At 73.0% G+C, this 15,720-nt stretch carries 14 protein-coding genes; 6 read left to right on the top strand and 8 right to left on the bottom strand.

The genetic code is table 11. The features are described from left to right. Positions 1-112: 112 nt before the first annotated feature. The 3 genes from AC3AGO_RS18280 (at position 113) to AC3AGO_RS18270 (ending at position 3,589) form a co-directional block, all read left to right on the top strand. Entirely contained in the window at positions 113-883 is a 771-nt protein-coding gene (locus AC3AGO_RS18280) for a response regulator transcription factor (RefSeq protein ID WP_487821286.1), read from the top strand. Continuing rightward, positions 876-2,312: a sensor histidine kinase gene (locus tag AC3AGO_RS18275; RefSeq protein WP_487821285.1), complete on the top strand. Its 1,437-nt coding sequence runs from the start codon at positions 876-878 to the stop codon at positions 2,310-2,312. Before AC3AGO_RS18280 ends, AC3AGO_RS18275 begins: the two co-directional genes overlap by 8 nt. An 86-nt stretch (positions 2,313-2,398) precedes the next feature. Then, positions 2,399-3,589: an acyltransferase family protein gene (locus tag AC3AGO_RS18270; protein ID WP_487821284.1), complete on the top strand. Its 1,191-nt coding sequence runs from the start codon at positions 2,399-2,401 to the stop codon at positions 3,587-3,589. A gap of 82 nt (positions 3,590-3,671) precedes the next feature. Here AC3AGO_RS18270 and AC3AGO_RS18265 read toward each other — a convergent pair whose 3' ends face one another. Next, positions 3,672-4,475, bottom strand: a complete 804-nt coding sequence (locus tag AC3AGO_RS18265; RefSeq protein ID WP_487821283.1) for a polyphosphate polymerase domain-containing protein — start codon at positions 4,473-4,475, stop codon at positions 3,672-3,674. Then, on the bottom strand, positions 4,472-5,041 hold the full coding sequence (locus AC3AGO_RS18260; protein ID WP_487821282.1) for a DUF4956 domain-containing protein: 570 nt from the start codon (positions 5,039-5,041) through the stop codon (positions 4,472-4,474). The genes AC3AGO_RS18265 and AC3AGO_RS18260 overlap by 4 nt, the downstream gene beginning before the upstream one ends. Positions 5,042-5,272: 231 nt before the next feature. Here AC3AGO_RS18260 and AC3AGO_RS18255 point away from each other — a divergent pair, with 231 nt between their 5' ends. Then, positions 5,273-7,159, top strand: a complete 1,887-nt coding sequence (locus AC3AGO_RS18255; protein WP_487821281.1) for a protein kinase domain-containing protein — start codon at positions 5,273-5,275, stop codon at positions 7,157-7,159. A 49-nt stretch (positions 7,160-7,208) separates the two neighbouring features. On the opposite strand, the gene AC3AGO_RS18250 is transcribed toward AC3AGO_RS18255, so the two are convergent. Further along, positions 7,209-8,870: an ABC transporter permease gene (locus AC3AGO_RS18250; RefSeq protein ID WP_487821280.1), complete on the bottom strand. Its 1,662-nt coding sequence runs from the start codon at positions 8,868-8,870 to the stop codon at positions 7,209-7,211. Then, the gene (locus tag AC3AGO_RS18245) at positions 8,870-9,802 is read right to left on the bottom strand and encodes an ABC transporter ATP-binding protein (RefSeq protein ID WP_487821279.1); all 933 of its coding nucleotides are present in this window, start codon (positions 9,800-9,802) and stop codon (positions 8,870-8,872) included. Before AC3AGO_RS18245 ends, AC3AGO_RS18250 begins: the two co-directional genes overlap by 1 nt. Positions 9,803-9,895: 93 nt before the next feature. Here AC3AGO_RS18245 and AC3AGO_RS18240 point away from each other — a divergent pair, with 93 nt between their 5' ends. Continuing rightward, a complete protein-coding gene (locus tag AC3AGO_RS18240; RefSeq protein WP_487821278.1) occupies positions 9,896-10,426 on the top strand; it encodes a GbsR/MarR family transcriptional regulator in 531 nt (176 codons plus the stop codon). A 30-nt stretch (positions 10,427-10,456) separates the two neighbouring features. Here AC3AGO_RS18240 and AC3AGO_RS18235 read toward each other — a convergent pair whose 3' ends face one another. Beyond that, the gene (locus AC3AGO_RS18235) at positions 10,457-11,260 is read right to left on the bottom strand and encodes a diacylglycerol kinase family protein (protein ID WP_487821277.1); all 804 of its coding nucleotides are present in this window, start codon (positions 11,258-11,260) and stop codon (positions 10,457-10,459) included. 152 nt (positions 11,261-11,412) lie between these two features. On the opposite strand from AC3AGO_RS18235, the gene AC3AGO_RS18230 reads away from it, so the two are divergent. Next, on the top strand, positions 11,413-12,696 hold the full coding sequence (locus AC3AGO_RS18230) for an adenylosuccinate synthase (RefSeq protein ID WP_487821276.1): 1,284 nt from the start codon (positions 11,413-11,415) through the stop codon (positions 12,694-12,696). 69 nt (positions 12,697-12,765) lie between these two features. Here the strand turns inward: AC3AGO_RS18230 and AC3AGO_RS18225 are convergent, their stop codons facing one another. The 3 genes from AC3AGO_RS18225 to AC3AGO_RS18215 are packed head-to-tail and all read right to left on the bottom strand — an operon-like array spanning position 12,766 to position 15,537. Next, a complete protein-coding gene (locus AC3AGO_RS18225) occupies positions 12,766-13,449 on the bottom strand; it encodes an alpha/beta hydrolase family protein (protein WP_487824701.1) in 684 nt (227 codons plus the stop codon). Positions 13,450-13,484: 35 nt separating this feature from the next. Beyond that, entirely contained in the window at positions 13,485-14,723 is a 1,239-nt protein-coding gene (kynU, locus tag AC3AGO_RS18220) for a kynureninase (RefSeq protein WP_487821275.1), read from the bottom strand. Then, positions 14,716-15,537 carry a tryptophan 2,3-dioxygenase family protein gene (locus AC3AGO_RS18215; RefSeq protein WP_487821274.1) on the bottom strand — a complete coding sequence of 274 codons (822 nt, stop codon included), beginning with the start codon at positions 15,535-15,537 and terminating at the stop codon, positions 14,716-14,718. The genes kynU and AC3AGO_RS18215 overlap by 8 nt, the downstream gene beginning before the upstream one ends. Positions 15,538-15,720 lie beyond the last annotated feature (183 nt).

The following is a 15,720-nucleotide window of genomic DNA, read 5'->3' as shown; positions in this document are numbered from 1 at the left end:
CGCCAGTCTGCCGGGCCGTTCCCTAACACCCGGTTAAGGGCCGTACAAAACCCCTGGCAGCAGGTGGACACCCGGTGACGAGGACATGGACGGCATGGCTAACGTGACAGGTATGTCCCACCTTCTCGTCGTCGAGGACGATCCCCAGCTGCGCGGTGCGCTGGTGCGCGCGCTGCGCGACCGCGGCCACGCCGTGGCCACCTCCGCGACGGGCATGGACGGTCTGGACGCCGCCGTCACCCACCGCCCGGACCTCGTCGTGCTCGACCTCGGGCTGCCCGATGTGGACGGGGCGCGGGTGCTGCGCATGCTGCGCGCCGTCAGCGACGTACCGGTGATCGTGGCGACGGCGCGGGACGAGGAGGGCGAGATGGTCTCGGTGCTGGGCGAGGGCGCCGACGACTACATCGTGAAGCCGTTCGGCGCCGGGCAGTTGGACGCCCGGGTGAAGGCCGTGCTGCGGCGGCTCGGCAAGGGCGGCGCGGCGGAGGAGCCGGAGGCGCCGGTACGGGTGGGCGGGCTGACGGTCGCGCCGTCGGCCCGCGAGGTGACGCTGGACGGCGAGCCGCTGGAGCTGACGCCGCGCGAGTTCGACCTGCTGTGCTTTCTGGCCCGCCGCAAGGGGCAGGTCGTCTCGCGGCGCGAGCTGCTGGCCGAGGTGTGGCAGCAGCCGCTGGGCGGCGCGGACAAGACGGTGGACGTCCATCTGTCGTGGCTGCGCAGGAAGTTGGGCGAGACGGCGCAGCGGCCGCGCTATCTGCACACCGTACGGACGGTCGGCGTGAAGCTGGCCGCGCCGGACGACGAACAGGACGACGGCGAGCAGAACGGCGGCGGGCCGGACAGCGGCAGGCAGGGCGGCAGCGGGGCCGGCGATGCGTAAGCGGCTGCTGGTGCTGACCGGGGCGACCACGGCCGTGGTGCTCATGGTGCTGCTGATCCCGCTGGGGCTGCTGGCCCGCAGCCACGCCGAGGACCGGGCCATGACGGACGCGACGGAACGCGCGCAGTCCGTCGCGGCCGTCGTCGGCGGGTCCCTCGGCGGCAAGGACGGCCCCGAAGTGGTGCGGGGCGTACTGGACGGGCTCAACGGCGAGAGCCAGCCCCGTACTTCGGTGGTGCTGCCGGACGGCACACGGCTGGGGCAGCAGGCGCGGGGCGTGAGCGCGGACGCGCAGAAGCTGGCGCAGCAGGGCCGGGCCTTCACGTACGCGCCGAAGGCGGGCGGTCGCGTGGTGCTGGTGCCGGTGCTGGGCGGACAGACCGGCCCCTCGGCACAGTCCGGCACAGCGGCACAGTCCGGCACGGCGGCGCAGCCGGGCGGGAAGGGCAGCAAGGGCGACGGGGCCGCGGTGGTCCAGGTGTCGGTCAGCGAACAGCAGTTGAGGGCCGGCGTGCTGCCGTCCTGGCTGGCCGTCGCGGGGCTGGGCGTGGCGCTGATGCTGCTCGGGCTGGCCTTCGCCGACCGGCTCGCGGCCCGCCTCGTACGGGCCACGCGCCGGCTCGCGGGGGTCGCCAACCGGCTTGCCGGCGGCGATCTGGAGGCCCGCGCCGAGCCGTCGGGTCCGCCCGAACTGCAGCGCGTCGCGGGCCGGTTGAACGAACTGGGCGAGCGCATCGGCGTACTCGTCGCGGCCGAGAGGGAACGCGCCGCCGATGTCGCGCACCGGCTGCGGACGCCGGTCGCCGCGCTGCGGCTGGACGCGGAGGGCCTGCGGGACGCGGAGGAGGCGGCCCGGATCGGCGCGAGCGTCGCGGCGCTGGAGCGCGGCGTGGACGACGTGATCCGTACGGCGCGCCGGGCCGGCGCCGAACCGGGCAGCGAGCGCGGCGACCTGGCGGCCGTGGCCCGTGAACGCACGGACTTCTGGGCCCCGTTGGCGGAGGACCAGGGGCGCGCGATGACGGTGGACGTACCGGCGTCCGCCGTCCCGGTGCGGGTCTCGGAGGAGGATCTGTGCGCGGTGCTGGACGCGCTGATCGGCAATGTGCTGGACCACACCCCGGACGGCACGGGGCTGTGGGTCACCGTCACCCCGGAGGGCTCCCTCACGGTCGCCGACGACGGTCCGGGCTTCCCCGACGGGGGCGTCACCGGGCGCGGCACGAGCGGCGCGGGCTCCACGGGGCTGGGGCTGGACATCGCGCGGCGTACGGCGGAGTCGTCCGGCGGCGAGGTGACGTTCGGGCCCGGCGCGTCCGGGACGGGCGCGCGGGTGCACTGCGCCTTCGGCGCGGCGTCCTCCGCCGCCGGCCCTTCCCTGGCCGCCCCTTCCGGACCTGCGGCTTCCTCCGGAGCGCACGCCGAATGAGAAACGCATGAGAACCGTGTGAGTTCAGCCTCCTGGCCCCCTTCGGAGCAACTGATTGGCGCCTGCAGGCAACTACAGTGAAGCCGATGTCGACGGAGCCGTACCGCACCGCGTCCCTCAGCCCGCCGCCGGAGTCACGGGCCGGGACCGCCGTGACAGACGCGGACCCGGAGCGCCGGAGCAGCGGGCAGCAGGCGACTGGAGAGCAGCAGGCCGAGGGCGCCAAGGGTCAGGCCCGGCCTGTGAAGCAGCGCGATCCGCTGTTCGACAACGCGAAGTATCTGGCGATCGTCCTGGTGGCCATCGGCCACTCCTGGGAGCCGATCCGGGACGGCTCGCACACCGTCCTCGCGCTCTATCTCTTCGTCTACGCCTTCCACATGCCGGCGTTCATCGTCGTCTCCGGCTACTTCTCGCGGAGCTTCGAGGCGACGCCCCGTCAGCTGCGGCGCCTGGTCACCGGGGTGGCCGTCCCGTACGTGCTGTTCAAGCTCGCCTACACGGGCTTCGAACGGATCACGGGCGACGATCCCGGGCAGCCGATCGCGCTGCTCGACCCGTGGTGGCTGACCTGGTTCCTGGTGGCGCTGTTCGTCTGGCGGCTGACAACTCCCCTGTGGAAGACGGTCCGCTGGCCCATCGGCCTCTCGCTGGCGGTCGCCGCGCTCGCGACCGTCTCGCCCGAGATCGGCGACGACCTCGACCTCCAACGGGTGCTCCAGTTCCTGCCGTTCTTCGTGACAGGGCTGTTCCTGCGCCCCGAGCACTTCGAGTGGCTGCGCCTGCGCACCGTGCGGCGGCTCGCCGCGCCGGTGGCCGCGGCGGCGCTGGCCTTCGCGTTCTGGGCGTCGCGGCACATGAACGAGACCTGGTTCTACCACCGCGACAGCGCACAGGAGCTGGGCGCTCCCTGGTGGGACGGGATCGTGATGACGTTCGCCATGTTCGGCTGCTCGATGGTGCTGACGGCCTGCTTCCTGGCCCTGGTGCCGCGCCGCCGGATGTGGTTCACGGGCCTCGGCGCGGGCACCCTGTACGGCTTCCTGCTGCACGGGTTCTTCATCAAGGGGGCCGGTGCCCTGGGCTGGTACGGCGCTTCCTGGGTGCACACGCCGTGGGGCGCCGTCCTGGTGACGGTGCTCGCCGCGACGGTCGTCACCCTGCTCTGTACGGAGCCGGTGCGCCGGGTGTTCCGGTACGCCGTGGAGCCGCACATGAGCTGGGCGTTCCGCCGGGAGGGCACACCGCAGGAGGCCCGCCACCGCGCGTCGCGGTGACGGGCCGGGCCGTACGTACAACAGGTCGGCTGCGTACGGCGGCCGGACCCCGTACGCGGGGCCGTTCAGCCGTCCGGGCCGGTCAGCCCGCGGCGACCGTGGCGGGCAGCGCGGGGAAGGCGGCGCGCAGGCCCCGGCGCCAGCGGTTGCCGGGGAGGCCCGGGCGGAGCCCGGCCAGCGCCGCGTACTTGGTGAACTCCGCGGGCCGGATGCCCGCTTCGTGCAGCAGCCGGTCCGCCTCGGTCAGATGCCCCGTCGACTTGGTCTCGACGAGGACGAGGTCGCCGGCTCCGTGCACCGCCGCGCCCGTCTCACCGTCCCGGCACACCAGGCCGGCGTCGCAGGTGACGCGCTGTCCGTCGGCGACGAGCGTCACCCGCTGGTAGTCCGTGACGAGGGAGGGCCGCAGCCCGGTGGGCGCCTCGATGCCGTACTCCCGCCGAAGGGTGTCGGCGAGGAAGCGGCGCGGGCGCTCGCCGAGCGCGTCGCCCTCCAGCGGCTGCCGGAACTTCACGGTCTCGCCCCGGCCGCTCTTCAGCTTCAGCTCGAACTGCCGCTCCCCGGAGTCCTCGTAGAGCCGCTCACGGATCTTGAACCGGTGCCGGCGCTCCTGCCGGTGGTCGTGGTACGCGCGCAGCCCGGCCGTGTCGTAGTAGACCGAGTGGTAGCGGAACCAGCGCTTCCCGTCGATGGACAGCGCCCGGAACGGTTCGCCGCGGTGCGGGTCGGTGAGCTTCGCGGCGAAGTCCAGGAAGGTGCGCGCTGGCACCAGGTACGCGCGGTCGAAGCGGGCCAGCAGCTGCGCCCGTTCGAGGACGTCGGCGAGGGCGACGGGGTGGGCGGCGAGCGCGGCGCGGCCGATGGCGCGCAGGGCGGGGGCGGTCATACGGCTGCCTCCTGGGTGCGGTAGCGGACATCGACGACGACGAGGTCGCGTACGTAGTCGACTTCCTGGACTCTCCAGGACAGGGGTTCCCCCAGATGCTTGCGCACATAGGCGTCCACGGAGGGGGGTTCCGTGACAGCCGCGTCGAAGGTGACGACGGCGCGGTTCGTCCGGGCGAACAGCCGTGGGTGGTCCGCGCCGTACACGACGGCCAGCGGCAGCAGGCACAGCGTGGCGGACAGCCACAGCGGCAGGTGCGGCAGACCGGACAGCAGGCCCAGTACGAGGGTCGTGAAGTAGTAGGCGACCTCCTCGTTCTGGATGGACTCCGACCGCAGCCGGATCATCGACAGCACGCCGAAGAGCCCGAAGCCCAGGGCGAGCCCGCCGTTCCCGCCGGCCTGGGCCAGCGCGGAGACGACGGCGAACAGCGCGACGTTCAGCGCGAGATAGGCGGGCACCAGGTCCCGGCGCCGGTGCCGCGGGTAGTAGATGCCGAAGGTGAGCACCGACACCGCGGCCAGGTCGAGCACGAGGTGTGCGAGGAGCTGTCCGATCGATTCCATGCCGGGGACGGTAGGGAGCCGCGGGTTAAAGCGACCTCCCCCGGCCGTTAACGCTCGCGGCGGACCGCGACGGGCGCCCCTCGGACATCCGTTTCCTCCCCCGGCACATCAGTACGGTTCGGCACCCCTATCCTCGGGGGCAACGGCCATGGCACCGGGACAGCCGAGTGCGCCGGGACGGCCGGCAACAGGCCACCGCGCCGACGGCAGGGATACGGGGGAGATGCGCACGTGGAGCCGCTGAAGGGCGAGGACCCGCGCTGGATCGGCGGATACCGGCTGCTGGGCCGGCTCGGCGAGGGGGGCATGGGCCGGGTCTACCTCGCCCGTTCGGAACGCGGCCGCACCGTCGCCGTGAAGACCGTCCACGCGGAGCTGGCGCAACAGCCGGACTTCCGCAAGCGGTTCTCCCTGGAGATCAACGCGGCCCGGCGGGTCGGCGGGGAGTGGACGGCCCCCGTGCTGGACGCCGACACCGAGGCCGCGAACCCGTGGGTGGCCACCGGTTACGTCGCCGGGCCCTCGCTCTCGGAGGTGGTGGACCGGCAGTACGGGCCGCTGCCGCGCTCTTCCGTCACCGCCCTCGCCGCCGGCCTCGTCCAGGCGCTGCACGCGGTGCACGGCGCGGGGCTCGTACACCGCGACCTCAAGCCGTCCAACGTGCTCATCACCATCGACGGGCCGCGCGTCATCGACTTCGGCATCGCCCGCGCCCTCGACACGGCCGTCCAGTCGGCCGGCGGGCTGACCCACACCGGCGCCCTGGTGGGCTCGCCGGGCTTCATGTCGCCCGAGCAGGTGCGGGGGCTGCCGGTGACCCCGGCGAGCGACGTGTTCTGCCTCGGCGCCGTGCTGGCGTACGCGGCGACCGGCCGGATGCCCTTCGGCACGGTCGACAGCGGCATCCACGCACTGCTGTTCCGGATCGCCGAGGAACACCCCGATCTCAGCGGTATCGACCCGGACTTGGGCGGTCTGCTGGCCGGCTGCCTCGAGAAGTCCCCCGAGCAGCGGCCGACGCTGGACGAGCTGGCCGCCGTACTGCCGTACGGCAGCGCCTCGCTGACGAAGGGCACGCTGGACAGCAGCGCGTGGCTGCCCGGCGAGGTGCTGGCCGAACTGGGCCGGCACGCCGTGCAGTTGCTGGACAGCGAGGACCCGCACCACGAACAGCCGGGCAGCGGCGGCGGGTTCGGCCCGGCGCCGGGGCCCGCGGCCGGCGCCCCCTCGACGCCCCCGCCCGCTTTCGGCGCGCCGGCCGGTCCGTACGGTCCGGCGGCTCCCGTACCGCAGCAGGGCGGCCCGTGGCAGCCGGCCGCTTTCGCCGGCTCCCCGCAGCCGGCGTACGGGGGCACCCCGCCGCCCGGTTACGGAGGCACACCGCCACCGGGTTACGGAGGCACGCCCCCGCCCGGTTACGGCACTCCGCAGCCGCCGACGCAGGCCCGGCAGCCGGAACCGGCCCGTACCGCCCGCAAGTTGGCGCAGCCGCTGATGTGGGTGCTGGGCGGGATGCTGGTGTGGCTGCTCGTCCATCTGATCGTGGATATCGGCGCGTACGTCACGGTCGGCGGGGTCTCCGGCGATTCGTGGGCCGCGTCGGAGGTCGGGGGCTGGCAGACCGGCTCCCGGACCCTGCGCTTCCTGGGCTGGCCGCTGTTCCTGTCCGTGGTGGCGCTGTGGCTGGCGTGGTTCTGGCGGGTACGGCTCAACGCGGAGGCCTTCGTGCCCGGCCGCATCCGGCAGAGCCCGGGGATGGCGCTCTACGCGTGGTTCATCCCGGTGCTCGCCTTCTTCGTGCCCAAGATGATCGCCAACGACATCTGGACCGCCACGTCGCCGGAGGGCGAGCGGTGGCTGCACAGCAGCGAACGGCCGCATGTGCACCGCGTACTGCTGAACACGTGGTGGACGCTGTGGCTCGTCTTCTTCAACGTCGGCTTCGTCGCGTTCTGGACCAACTGGTACGAGGACCACACCGTGCAGGGCGCGCGGTCCGATCTGGGCCGGGCCCTCCTGATGGACGCGGTCGGCATCCCCGCCACGGTCGCGGCCCTGCTGCTGGTCGCCCGGCTGTCCGCGCGCCAGCAGCGGCGGATCACCGCGGCGGGCCACTGACCGCTCCACGGCGGGCCGCCGCCGCGGGGCAACGGCCCGTCGCCCGGGCCTACTTGAGGTCGAGGTCGCGGCGGCGGAAGCCGGCGAGACCCGCGGCGGTCAGCAGCAGCGCCACGGCCGTGAGCGCGCACAGCGGCAGCCACTCCAGGTCCTGCGAGGGCAGTTGCGGTACGTGCCCGAACGGGGAGAGGTTGTCGGTCCAGCCGGGGAACTGCAGCATCTTCCCCAAGTAGCCGACCACGAAGGCGTACACGGGCACCGCCCACGCGAACGCGGCGGCCCGCGGCAGCCAGCCGAACAGCAGCACGGCCACCCCGGCGGTGACCCACACCGCCGGCGCGTACGCCACCGCCGCGCCGAGCAGCGAGCCGATCAGCCCGGCGTCGCCCGCCGAGGCCGCGCCCGTCAGACCGAAGCCGAGGCCGGCCAGCGCCAGCAACACCGTGCCGCCCACCGCCGCGACCAGCACGTGGCTGACCACCCAGCGGGTACGGGACAGGCCGGTGGCGAGCAGGGGTTCGGCGCGTCCCGCGGTCTCCTCGGCACGCAGCCGGAGCGCCGCGATGACGACGTACACGGCGGCGAGCACGGCGATCACGATCATCACGACGGAGGCGAAGGACTCCTCGACCGAACCGCCCGTCCTGGCAAGGGCCTTCTGCACCGCGTCGACGTTCGCGATCATGTCCTTGACGTCGCCGAGGATCGAGCCGTACATCCCGCCGAGCACGAACACGGCCGAGCCGAAGCCGATCAGCAGCCCGCGCTGCAGCCGCAGGGCGAAGCCCAGCGGCCGGACCAGCGCGGCCGAGGCGGCGGCCGCGCCCTGCTTCTGCGGCCGCAGGCCCGCGCCCACGTCGCGGCGGGTGCTCAGCACGAATCCGGCGGCTGTGGTCAGCGCGGCCAGCGCCAGCGACAGCAGCAGCGGCCACCAGTGATTGTCGACGTACGGATAGCTGCGCTGCGCCCAGCCGATGGGCGAGATCCAGGACAGCGCCTCCGAGCCGACGTCGCCCGCGGCGCGCAGTACGTACGCGACGCCGATCACGGTCAGCGCCATCCCCGAGGCGGCCCGGGCATGCCCGGTGATCTGTACGGTGACGGCCGCGACGCCCGCGAAGGCGAGGCCCGTCGCGGTGTGCGCGGCCCCGTACACCAGCGATCCCGCCCAGGTGACGCCGTCCAGGCCGAGCCCGCCGAGGCCGAGGGCGAGCAGCAGTCCGAGCGCCACGTTCGCGAGGGCCGCCAGCGCGAGTCCGGACGCCAGGGTGGCGTGCCGACCGACGACGGCGGAGCGCACCAGCTCGGCCCGGTTCGCCTCCTCCTCGGCGCGGGTGTGCCGCACGACGATCTGCACGCTCATCAGCCCGACCAGTACGGCCATGAAGCCGATCATGCGGTGGGAGAGCATCGCGCCGTAGTTGTAGTCGGTGAGGAAGTGCGCGGGGCCGGTCATCGCCAGCCCGGCGGGGCTGTCGATGGTCCGCGCCATGGAGGCGCGGTCGGCGGCGTCCGGGTAGAGCTGCGCGGTGCTGTTGGCGGTGGAGAGGGTGCCGGCGACGAGCGCGAACAGCCACACGGGCGTCCGTACCCGGTCGCGCCGCAGCCCGAAGCGGATCAGGGTGCCCGTACCGGCCAGCGCCCCTCCGCCGCGCGGCCCGCGGTCCGCGGGCGCGGCGGCCCGCTCGGGGGTCCGGGTGGCGGTGGACATCACGCCGCGTCCTCTCGTGAGCCGTGGCCGTTGGCGGCGAGCTCGTCGCCGTAGTGCCGCAGCATCAGCTCTTCGAGCGTGGGCGGGTGGCTGACGAGGCTGCGGACGCCGAGTCCGCTCAACTGCCGTACGGCGGCGTCCAGATGCTCGCCGTCCACCGCGAAGTGCACGCGCGTGCCGTCGGTCCGTACGTCGTGCACGCCGGGCAGCGAGTCGAGCCCGGCGGCGGGGCGTTCGGTCTCGGCCTCGACGGTCGTGCGCGTCAGGTGCCGCATCTCGCTCAGCGTTCCGGACTGCACGTTCTTCCCGAGCCTGATGATGCTGACCCGGTCGGCCAGCTTCTCGACCTGCGCCAGGATGTGGCTGGAGAGCAGGACGGTCTTCCCCGCCGCCTTCGCCTGCTGGATGACGTCCTGGAAGACGACCTCCATCAGCGGGTCGAGCCCGGCGGTCGGCTCGTCGAGCAGCAGCAGTTCGGCGTCCGAGGCGAGCGCCGCGACGATGGCGACCTTCTGCCGGTTGCCCTTGGAGTAGGTCCGGCCCTTCTTGGTGGGGTCCAGGTCGAACCGCTCGACGAGTTCCGCGCGCCGGGCCGGGTTGATGCCGCCGCGCAGCCGGGCGAGCAGGTCGATGGCCTCGCCGCCGGTGAGGCTCGGCCACAGCTCGACGTCGCCGGGCACGTAGGCGAGCCGCCGGTGCAGCGCCACGGCGTCGTGCCAGGGGTCGCAGCCCAGCAGCCGGCTGTCGCCGGAGTCGGCGCGCAGCAGTCCGAGCAGCACCCGGACGGTGGTGGACTTGCCGGCTCCGTTGGGCCCCAGGAAGCCGTGCACCTCGCCGGTCGCGACCTCCAGGTCGAGACCGTCCAGCGCGCGGGTGCGTCCGAAGGTCTTCACCAGCCCCGAGACGGAGATGGCAGTGCTTGCTGTCGTCATGCTTGCGAAGCTACGCGCACTTCACAAATTTGTGAAGTTAAGGAAGCGTTAGGATCGACGCAGCAACAGCCTGAGCAGGGAGAAGCTGAAACGGTGACAGCGGAGAGCGAGCACGAGACCCCCGAAACGGCGGAGAAATCCCCGGAGTTGAAGAGTTACGACGAGACGGTCTCCCCGTTCGTCGAGCGCTTCGCCGCCGACCTCACGGAGGCCGGCATGCAGCGCATGGCCTCCCGCGTCTTCGCCTGCCTGCTCGCCTCCGACGACGGCGCGCTGAACTCCACCGAGCTCGGGGAGCGGCTGCGCATCAGCCCCGCAGCGGTCTCCGGGGCGGTCCGCTATCTCGCCCAGGTGCACCTGATCAGCCGGGAGCGCGAACCGGGATCGCGCCGCGAGCGGTACCGCGTGCACTCCGACCTCTGGTACGAGACGTTCACCAACCGCGACCAGCTGCTGGCCCGCTGGGCCGGCACGATGGGCACCGGTGCCGAGGCGGTCGGCCCGGACACCCCGGCGGGCCGGCGCATCCTCGAGACGCAGGAGTTCTTCCTGTTCCTGCGCTCGGAGCTGTCCGACATCATGCGCCGCTGGCGGGAGCACAACGCCGGCCGGTCACAGTCCTGAAGACCGCGACTCCCGTACTCCGGGAGCCGGTCACCGGGGCACCATCACCCGCAGTGCCCCCGGGGCCACCGTCCAGGTGCGGGTGCCCCGTACGGGACCCCGCCCCTCGCCGCCCGACCGGTACCTGAACTCCGGTCCGGCCACGGTGATCTGACGGGCCCTCACCCGTACCGGGCGGGCCCCCTCCACGGCCACCTCCGCGAAGCCCGCGCCGTCCTCCCGCGTCACGACGGACACCTGCCGCGCGGGGCGCTCCCAGTCGGCCAGCACCTCGCCGTCGGCCTCCACCCGCATCCGGATCCGCGGCTGCCGGCCCGTACGCCCGGCGGCCGTGAGCGGGCGGCGCACCCGCCGCCACGGGGACTCGGTGCCGCCCCCTTCGCACGCGAGCCGCAGGTCTCCCAGCACCACCCCGCCGCAGTCGTCGACCAGCAGGTCGAGCTGCCGCTCCGTGCCGCGCAGCGCGGCCCGCGCCGCGGCCACCGCGTCCGCGGGGATGCCGAGCCGGCGGGCCAGCTCCACCCGCGGCGAGGCGCCCACCGGCACCACGGACAGCGCCGAGGCGCCCAGCGACCGCTCCTGGTGCAGCAGCTGTACGGCGCGCAGCAGCGCCCCGTCGTCCCCGACCACCACGGGGCGCCGGGTACCGCCTCTGGACAGCGCCCGCGCGGCGTCCGCCGCGCTCTGCGGAAGACACACCTTCGCGCCCGGCGCACCCGCGCACAGCACGTCCCGCGCGATGCGCACGGACTCCCCGTCCGCCTCCCTCGCCGCGGGGTCGATGACCACGAGCAGCGGCGCACCGGAGGTCCTCGTGGGGTCTGGAGCCGACACCTCGTTCCTCTCTCAGGTAACCTCTCGGTGCAAGAGCCCCTGTCGCTGTTGCGTCAGGGGCTTCCTCTATCTGGGGCACCGGACCGCGGCTCTTGCGATGGCAACAGCGCCACGCACGTGGGACATGCCCCGCCCGGAAGGGGTGTACGCCTGTGCCCGCACTCGTGCTGCTCGGTGCTCAGTGGGGTGATGAAGGCAAGGGAAAGGCCACCGACCTGCTCGGTGGCTCGGTGGACTATGTGGTGCGCTACCAGGGCGGCAACAACGCCGGCCACACGGTCGTCGTGGGCGACCAGAAGTACGCGCTGCATCTCCTCCCTTCCGGAATCCTCTCCCCGGGGTGCACTCCGGTCATCGGAAACGGGGTCGTCGTCGACCCGTCGGTCCTGCTCTCCGAGCTGAGCGGACTGAACGAGCGCGGCGTCGACACCTCCAAACTGCTCATCAGCGGTAACGCGCACCTGATCACGCCGTACCACACCGAGGTCGACAAGGTGACGGAGCGCTTCCTCGGGAAGCGCAAGATCGGCACGACGGGGCGCGGCATCGGCCCGGCGTACGCGGACAAGATCAACCGCGTGGGCATCCGCGTCCAGGACCTCTTCGACGAGTCGATCCTGGAGCAGAAGGTCGAGGCGGCCCTCGACTTCAAGAACCAGATCCTCGCCAAGCTCTACAACCGCCGCGCGGTCAGCGCGTCCCAGGTCGCCGAGGAAATGCTGGGCTACGCCGAGCAGCTCCGCGGCTACGTCGCCGACACCGGCCTGATCCTCAATCAGGCCATCGACGACGACAAGGTCGTGCTGTTCGAGGGCGGCCAGGGCACGCTGCTGGACGTGGACCACGGCACGTATCCCTTCGTCACCTCCTCCAACCCGACCGCCGGCGGCGCCGTCACCGGTTCGGGCGTGGGGCCGACGAAGATCGGCCGCGTGATCGGCATCCTCAAGGCCTACACCACGCGTGTCGGCGCGGGCCCGTTCCCGACCGAACTGCTCGACGCGGACGGCGAGGCGCTGCGCGACATCGGCCACGAGCGCGGTGTGACGACCGGACGGGACCGCCGCTGCGGCTGGTTCGACGCGGTCATCGCGCGCTACGCGACGCGCGTGAACGGCCTGACCGACTTCTTCCTCACCAAGCTCGACGTGCTGACGGGCTGGGAGCGGATCCCGGTCTGTGTCGCGTACGAGATCGACGGCGAGCGCGTCGAGGAACTCCCGTACAACCAGAGCGACTTCCACCACGCGAAGCCGGTCTACGAGTACCTCCCCGGCTGGTCCGAGGACATCACCAAGGCCAAGTCCTTCGAGGAGCTCCCGAAGAACGCGCAGGCCTACGTGAAGGCCCTGGAGGAGATGTCCGGCGCCCCGATCTCCGCGATCGGCGTCGGCCCGGGCCGCGACGAGACGATCCAGATCAACTCGTTCCTCTGAGCCGCCCCTCAGCCCGACCGGCGCCCCGGTCCGCCCTCGCGGGCGGGCCGGGGCGCCGTGCTGTGCGGCTCACTTGCGCAGCGTGTCGACCAGGACCTCGAAGGCCGCGGTGCGCGGCGTGAACGGGGCGTAGTGGCCGCAGCCCAGCAGGTGCAGCCGGGTGCCCCAGCCGTTCGCGTAGCGGCGGGACATCTCCACCGGGACCTCGGCGTCCGCCGTCCCGTGCAGGATCTCCACCGGTATCCGCGGCAGCAGCTGCATCGGGCACGCGTCGTACAGCCGGGACGCGACCTGCCCCTCGCCGCCGAGGAAGCCGGCCACCGCGCCCTCGCTCAGGCCCAGTTGATGCGCCCGGGCGAGGTCCGCGACGGGCGCGACGCACACGGCGCGGGTCGCCGCGTGCTCCCGCTTCGACGCCGCCCACAGGGCGAGCTGCCCGCCCGCCGAGTGGCCCAGCAGCACATCGGGCGGAGTGCCCAGGTGCTCCAGCGCCGCGTCGACGTCCTCGACGGTGGCCGGCCAGCCGCCGCCCCCGCCGACCCGCCGGTACTCGATCAGCGCGACGCGCATGCCGCGGCCCGCCAGCGCGGCCGCGAACGGCGTCAGATGCGTGCGGTCGTACGCCTCCCGCCAGAATCCGCCGTGCAGCACGGCGATCCGCGGTCCGGGCGCGCCCTCCCCATAGAAGTCGATCATTTGTGAGGCATGGTCCCCGTACCGCTCCGTACGCTCCGGAACGGCCGGGTCGAGCATCAGCAGTGCCTTGTATTCGGCGTCGCCGGCGTCACTCACCCCGTCACCCCCGTCACCTCCCCCAGGACGCGAGCCGCCTGCTCAGCGTCCCCGTACGAAGTGTAGAGCGGGGTGAAGCCGAAGCGGAGTACGCCGGGACGCCGGAAATCCCCGACCACACCCCGTGCGGTGAGGTCCCTCATCGCCCGTTCCGCGTCCACGCCGTCGCCGCACAGCAGCGAGATCTGGCTGCCGCGGCGCGCGTGCGCCTCCGGGGTGACGGAGGTGACGCGGCCCTCGGGGAGGTACGTACGGACGCAGCGCAGGAAGAAGTCGGTGAGTCCGAGGCTCTTCGCCCGCACCGCTTCGAGGTCCACCCCGTCCCAGACGGTCAGCGCCTCCTCCAGCGCGAGCAGCGACAGGATGTCCGGGGTGCCGACGCGGCCGCGGGCCGCACCCTGCGCGGGCTGGTAGCCGGGGTCCATGGCGAACGGGTCGGCGTGCGAATTCCAGCCGGGCAGCGGTGAGTCGAAGGCGGGCTGGTGCACGGTGCGCACGTACAGGAAGGCGGGGGAACCGGGGCCGCCGTTCAGGTACTTGTAGGTACAGCCGACGGCGAAGTCCACACCGTGCGCGTCGAGTCCGACGGGCAGCGCGCCCGCGCTGTGGCACAGGTCCCAGACGGCGAGCGCGCCGGCCCTGTGCACGGCGGCGGTGATGCCGGGCAGGTCGTGGAGTTCGCCGGTGCGGTAGTCGGCGTGGTTGACGAGCACCGCCGCGGTCGCCGTACCGGCGGCGGCCGGAATGTCCGCGGGTGCGAGGGCCCGCACCGTACAGCCCGTCATCCGGGCCGCGGAGGCGGCGATATAGCCGTCGGTGGGGAACGTGGTTCCGTCGACAAGGACTTCGGTACGGGCCGGGTCCGCGCTCTGCGCGAGGCGCACGGCGCCGACGAGCGCCTTGAACACGTTGACGCTCGTCGAGTCCCCGACGACGACCTGCCCCGGCGCGGCCCCGACGAGCGGCGCGACGCGCTCGCCGATCCGCTCGGGCGCCGTCCACCACCCGGACTCGCTCCACGAGCGGATGCCCATCTCGCCCCATTCGCGGGCGACGACGTCGGCGAGCCGCGCGGGGACGCCCCGCGGCAGCGCGCCCAGGGAGTTCCCGTCGAGGTAGACGGTGCCCTCGGGGAGCGCGAACTCCTTGCGCTTCCCGGCCAGTACGTCCTCGGCGTCGAGCGCGGCGGCCTGCGCCGCGAGGCCTGTCTTCTGCACACCCCTGGGCTCAGACATGGCTGCGCGCCGTCCACAGCTCGGGGAAGACGTTCTTCGTGGCGCGCTTCTCCAGCCAGGCCACCCCGGCGGAGCCGCCGGTGCCGGTCTTGGAGCCCATCGCCCGCCTGGTGGCCACGAGATGGTCGTTGCGCCATCGCCACACCAGCTCGGCGACCTCGGTCAGGGCCTCGCCCAGCCGCAGCAGTTCGCCCTCCGGCTGCTCGCCGGCCTTCGCGTAGATCCCGGCCCACACGGCCTCGACGCCGGCGTCGGGCTCGTACCGCTGCGTCACGTCGCGCTCCAGCGCGGCGGCGGGAACGTCCTCGCCGCGGCGGGCCAGGAAGCGCAGCACCTCGTCGTAGAGGCTCGGTTCGTGCAGCGCCTTCTCCAGCTCGGCGTGCACCCGCGGCGCGCCCCGGTGCGGCACGAGCATGGACGCGGACTTCTCGCCGAGCAGGAACTCCATCCGCCGGTACATCGCCGACTGGAAGCCGGAGCCCTCACCGAGTGCGGAGCGGTACGAGTTGAACTGCTGGGGCGTCAGATGCGCCAGCGGCTCCCAGGAGGCGTTCAGCGACTGCAGTTCGTACGTGGAGCGGCGGAGCGCCGCCAGCGCCCCGGGGACGTCGTCGCGGCGCAGCGCGTGGGCCGCGGTCTGCCACTCGTGCACGAGCACGGTGAACCACAGCTCCATGACCTGGGTGGTGACGAGGAAGACCATCTCGCCGGGATCCTCGGACAGCGGATGCTGGAGGTGGGTGAGCGTATCGGCCTGTACGTAGTCCTCGTACGGCGTCGTGCCGTCGAAGTCGAGATTCGGGGATTGCGACATCGCAGACTCCTCGCAGTGGGCTACCGGGTAGCGGTCCGCTCCTTCCCGATCGACGTCGGAGCCCCGGTCCCCTCGGGTGCCCGCGCTGCGGCACGGGACCCACCGGGAATCATCCGCGAACCCTCCCGGCACACGCAAGGGTTGCCTGGACCGGAGCCCGGGCAACCCTTGTACGGTGCGCCG

This window comes from Streptomyces sp. BL1 (genome assembly GCF_057628045.1).
Note: the sequence above shows the minus strand (reverse complement) of the source record. Positions and strands in the feature narration are given on the sequence as shown.

Bases quoted from the DNA above. Each gene is read 5' to 3' on its own strand.
- AC3AGO_RS18280 (WP_487821286.1), top strand. From the start codon at position 113: ATGTCCCACCTTCTCGTCGTCGAGGACGATCCCCAGCTGCGCGGTGCG.
- AC3AGO_RS18275 (WP_487821285.1), top strand. From the start codon at position 876: ATGCGTAAGCGGCTGCTGGTGCTGACCGGGGCGACCACGGCCGTGGTG.
- AC3AGO_RS18270 (WP_487821284.1), top strand. From the start codon at position 2,399: ATGTCGACGGAGCCGTACCGCACCGCGTCCCTCAGCCCGCCGCCGGAG.
- AC3AGO_RS18265 (WP_487821283.1), bottom strand. From the start codon at position 4,475: ATGACCGCCCCCGCCCTGCGCGCCATCGGCCGCGCCGCGCTCGCCGCC.
- AC3AGO_RS18260 (WP_487821282.1), bottom strand. From the start codon at position 5,041: ATGGAATCGATCGGACAGCTCCTCGCACACCTCGTGCTCGACCTGGCC.
- AC3AGO_RS18250 (WP_487821280.1), bottom strand. From the start codon at position 8,870: ATGTCCACCGCCACCCGGACCCCCGAGCGGGCCGCCGCGCCCGCGGAC.
- AC3AGO_RS18245 (WP_487821279.1), bottom strand. From the start codon at position 9,802: ATGACGACAGCAAGCACTGCCATCTCCGTCTCGGGGCTGGTGAAGACC.
- AC3AGO_RS18225 (WP_487824701.1), bottom strand. From the start codon at position 13,449: ATGCTCGACCCGGCCGTTCCGGAGCGTACGGAGCGGTACGGGGACCAT.
- kynU (WP_487821275.1), bottom strand. From the start codon at position 14,723: ATGTCTGAGCCCAGGGGTGTGCAGAAGACAGGCCTCGCGGCGCAGGCC.
- AC3AGO_RS18215 (WP_487821274.1), bottom strand. From the start codon at position 15,537: ATGTCGCAATCCCCGAATCTCGACTTCGACGGCACGACGCCGTACGAG.